Here is a 4,054-nt window from a genome sequence, read left to right as displayed (position 1 = left end):
TGTAGCTATATCGGCATCCCTCTTCACCTGGGCAATCCTTGGCTTTCCGAGCGATTCAAGATATCCATTTTTGTCTCTTTTAGTTAACCAATTTATGTCCATGATTTATGTACATAAAAAGAAATTTTATATACCTTATGTATAAGATATTTACCGGTTTGTCCAAAATGTGTTCATAATTTCCTCTCTCTTTTATCCATTTTATTGTCCAAAGCTTCTTGGCAATTAAACTCTAAAATGAAGTTTGGTTCTTGAAAGCTTTTGTGTTACCACACTATTGTAAAATAAAGTTGATTGAACAGAAAAAGCCAGAGACTTGCCACAAAATTATAACAAGGCTCTGTAAGGTTATTTAATTTTTATTTATTCAAGTTAGATAAAAAGCTACTTTCGATCTTTCCTGTATCTAACATTATCAACTGTTAATGGCACTAAATGTGCCTTTGGCATACTTTAATATCTAGCAACTAATTGTTCTACTTCTAATTTTTCTATAGTACTACTAAACTTAGATTTTATGGTATTGGAGTTGGATAAGCATGTATGTTTTATTACATATTTCATATAGGATTTTCACTAGAGTTAGATCTTAGAAATAGTGAAAAATTAAGCACGAGGCGCTGGCCGATAAAAAGAAGAGAGCATCTGTAAACTACACAGCTACCCTCCTGATTTTCGCCAAGATCCATTATTAATCTCGTAATTCTGTACAATGAAGTATTTAATCTACCGGACGGTCATCAAAATCATAGTCTACCGTGCCAGGAGCTACACGTGCATTTGTTAATGCCGGAGTTTCCGGACGGGCAATTTGATACACACTGGCACCGACAATTTCAGCTGCTTGCTGCAATTTTTCTTTCGATATCTTATCCAGTGTATCTGTAGGCTGGTGATACCAAGGCTCTACAGGGGAATGGATAAACAAGGCGGATGGAATGCCAAGATCATGGAATGGTTGGTGGTCACTCCTGCCCAGCTGTCCATAAGGAATCGCAACATCCATCGTTCTGGCCCCTGCCGAGGAACCAAGGTCCGTCACAAGGTTTTTCATTCCATCAATGGTATACATAATCAAACCACCTGCAGGATTATCCTCGCCAGCATCACGTCCGCCTATCATATCCATTTGGAAGTGAGCCACCATGCGGTCTACATCCTCTTTGGGAAGGGAATCTGCATAGAAGGATGATCCAACGAGCCCTCTTTCCTCAGATCCGAACGTGAGGAAGCGAATTTCAGTGTCAATTGGCGTTTTGGCCAGGATCCTTGCCAGTTCCAGCACAGCTGATACACCCGAAGCATCATCGTTTGCACCAGGGCCGCCCGGGACAGAATCATGATGGGCTCCAACAGTCACGATTTGACCATTATCCTTATTGGCTTTTGGTTTTAGGGAAGCGATGACATTGTAGGATGTCTTTTCGATTCTTTCAGCTTTTCCCACTTCCAGAGTGGACGTGATTTGTTTAGTTTTAAGCTGTTCGACCAACTCTAACCCTAGGGCTTGGGTAATGGCTACAGCAGGTATATTTTGCCCCGCTGATACTTGTCCGAAATTATTTCCTGATGGTGAGTTGTTGTACATTAAAACGCCAACCGCTCCTTTATTTAGGACATTCTGAACCTTTTCAACAAAGGTAATGTCCCCACGTTCAACTAGTGCAATTTTCCCAGATACATTTTCTCCAACTTCCTCTGGTTTTGCTTTTCCAACATTAACAAGTTCGGCCGTTACCTTCCCGCTGATACTGCCGCTAATGGCACGCGGTGTTCCTCCTAAATCACTTTCACCAATTTTCACTTTTACATTTTGCACCGTATCATAGATGGGAAAAGGCTGAACCTTTGTTTCAAAACCAAGACTCTTAAACTGACTTTCTATGTATTTGACTGCACGGAGCTCCCCTTCTGTACCAGCAGCCCTCGGTTGCTCTGATAGATAGGCAATCGTATTATACATATTGTCCGCACTAATTTTTTTGATAACTTTGTTATCAAAAGCTGTGTCAGACTGGGCATTTGTTGCCCCGTTTGTTTGTGCATATACTGTACCAGTTGATAGAACCATACCCGCAGCTAATAGTACTGTTAGTGATTTTCTATACATATAATCCCTCCTTCTCCATAATATTCCTAATTATGCATTTAACTGAATAGTTTGTAAATGAGTCATTAGTCTTTAAATTCCAACTATCAATCGGTGTCTGACACCCGCTCTCTTAGAAAGGAAGTCTTATTAGAATCCTCACTATTAATTATAGCAGTTAGCCCATGTCCCGTTGATTTGGTTACTAAGTGAAAAAATCGAGAAATTTATTCACTAAACAATAATTCTGAGTATAGTTAAATCAGTAATTAATGAATCCTAATCATAAATTACATCACCAATAGTTTTGACTATTGCGTGTCTTACGCTTGAAAAAATGCAACGCGGACTTAATATTTCCATTTTCAGGAGCGTCTCTTTAGGTCATTGTTAGCGGTTTTGAAACATAAACCTTCTCTCTTTGTCATTAAAAATATGCTCTTTTTTCTTTAATAGATTAGAGGTGTTGAATAAAGTGGAGATTAAAAATTTAGTTGTTAAACAAAATAAAAAAGGCCAATTTTATACGGTTAAATTTGAAGTAAACCGAGATAATAACATCACTAAGAATTGGGCTACAATAGAAAGGGAGGGTAAGAAATATATCTTTAATAGTGTAATTTACAAGATTGATCCGGAGAAAGCTGTGTTTTCTAATAAAACGGTAAAATCACCTGACCCAGAGTTCTATTACAATGCGTCTTTGACAGAAGAGGTATTTAATTTAATATTAAAATCTCAAGATTTTACTCAGTACCGAGAAATATACAATATAAAATTCGATTTAAAGATAAGAAACTGGCATTTCTTTATTAAACGATTCTAAAGCCAAATGATTGTAAATTTTATCTATGTCTCGTGTTTTTTCAAATGATAAAGACTTTGATTGCAACAAATAAGGTGACATTGTCAAAAAATAAGTAAAAAGCTTTTTTCTATTAAAATTTATAACTCAATGCAATTAAGTTCAGATGATCAAATAGATAAAGTTTTAAGTGCATCCAAATATCGGTTTCAAACATTTAATAATAGCGAAAACTAAAAACCAATTTAGGCTTTATTAAAAAGCAAAAAATAAACAACCAATCATCCTTGGTTGTTTATTCTCTATAAGTAAGTCCAATAACCTATCTGTATTGGTAATACATCAGCTTTAATTTCGTGTTGAACAATATGATTTACCATGTATTTTCTTAATCGTTATTCTTCCTTGCCTGCTGCCATATTCATGTTCGCTTCGACATTCTCCTGGCTGATGGTGGTAAATGGTAAATTTCGTTTTCCTGAGAAATTCTCAAGCAAGTCTTTGACATCAATTCCCGAGGATGCCTTTAATGACTCCTGCAATGATGCCATTAAATCCGTTGCATATCCAGTCACTTTATTAGCCCCGCCATTTTTACCGCTTCCACCTGTATCCACTACAGTGATCTTGTCGATATTACTAAGCGGGCTTGCCACTTGTTTTGCATATTCCGGCAGCATTTTCAAAATCATGTCCATTACGGCCGCTTGCCCGAACTGTTCAAAAGCTTCAGCGATTTTCTGCTTGGCTTCTGCCTCTGCTACCCCTTTTAACCTGATGATTTCCGCTTCAGACGTACCTTGTGCCCTTTGTGCGTCCGCTTTAGCAAGACCGTCCATACGAACACGTTCCGCTTCCGCTTTCGCCATGGCTTCAATTTTATACTTATCGGCATCCGCTTCTGTAATCTGTTTCATCTTGTTGGCTGAGGCTGCCTCTCTACCGCATAACGGTCGGCATCGGCCTTTTTCTTCACTTCTGAATCATATTGCTTTTCACGGCGAAGGATTTCTTTTTCCTCCAGCTCAATTTGCTTCTGACGTTCAATGATCCTGATTTGCATTTCCTGTTCTGTTACATCCTGTTTGGATCTGGCCGTTTCAAGATCGTAAGCTTGGTCAGCCCGTGCTTTGGCAATATCCTGCTCACGCCGGAATTCC

The 4,054-nt window shown here is 38.3% G+C and carries 3 protein-coding genes and 2 pseudogenes; 1 reads left to right on the top strand and 4 read right to left on the bottom strand.

Going from position 1 to position 4,054, the window contains the following annotated elements; translation table 11 throughout:
- Both ACSR9O_RS27265 and ACSR9O_RS27260 read right to left on the bottom strand, forming a co-directional pair.
- Positions 1-78, bottom strand: a pseudogene (locus tag ACSR9O_RS27265) (hypothetical protein); the annotation flags it as partial.
- A 643-nt stretch (positions 79-721) separates the two neighbouring features.
- Positions 722-2,110 carry a M28 family peptidase gene (locus ACSR9O_RS27260; RefSeq protein ID WP_491725426.1) on the bottom strand — a complete coding sequence of 463 codons (1,389 nt, stop codon included), beginning with the start codon at positions 2,108-2,110 and terminating at the stop codon, positions 722-724.
- Positions 2,111-2,564: 454 nt separating this feature from the next.
- Between ACSR9O_RS27260 and ACSR9O_RS27255 the strand changes: the two genes are divergently transcribed.
- Positions 2,565-2,915, top strand: coding sequence for a hypothetical protein (locus ACSR9O_RS27255; RefSeq protein WP_491725425.1), 351 nt, complete (start codon positions 2,565-2,567; stop codon positions 2,913-2,915).
- A gap of 374 nt (positions 2,916-3,289) precedes the next feature.
- Here ACSR9O_RS27255 and ACSR9O_RS27250 read toward each other — a convergent pair whose 3' ends face one another.
- Together ACSR9O_RS27250 and ACSR9O_RS27245 are read right to left on the bottom strand one after the other, a co-directional pair.
- Entirely contained in the window at positions 3,290-3,811 is a 522-nt protein-coding gene (locus tag ACSR9O_RS27250; RefSeq protein WP_491725424.1) for a flotillin domain-containing protein, read from the bottom strand.
- Positions 3,808-4,054 (bottom strand): annotated as a pseudogene (locus tag ACSR9O_RS27245) (flotillin family protein); the annotation flags it as partial. The pseudogene ACSR9O_RS27245 and the gene ACSR9O_RS27250, both read right to left, overlap by 4 nt.

It is taken from the genome of Peribacillus sp. B65 (assembly GCF_058513295.1).
This window is presented reverse-complemented; position numbering and strand designations above follow the sequence as displayed.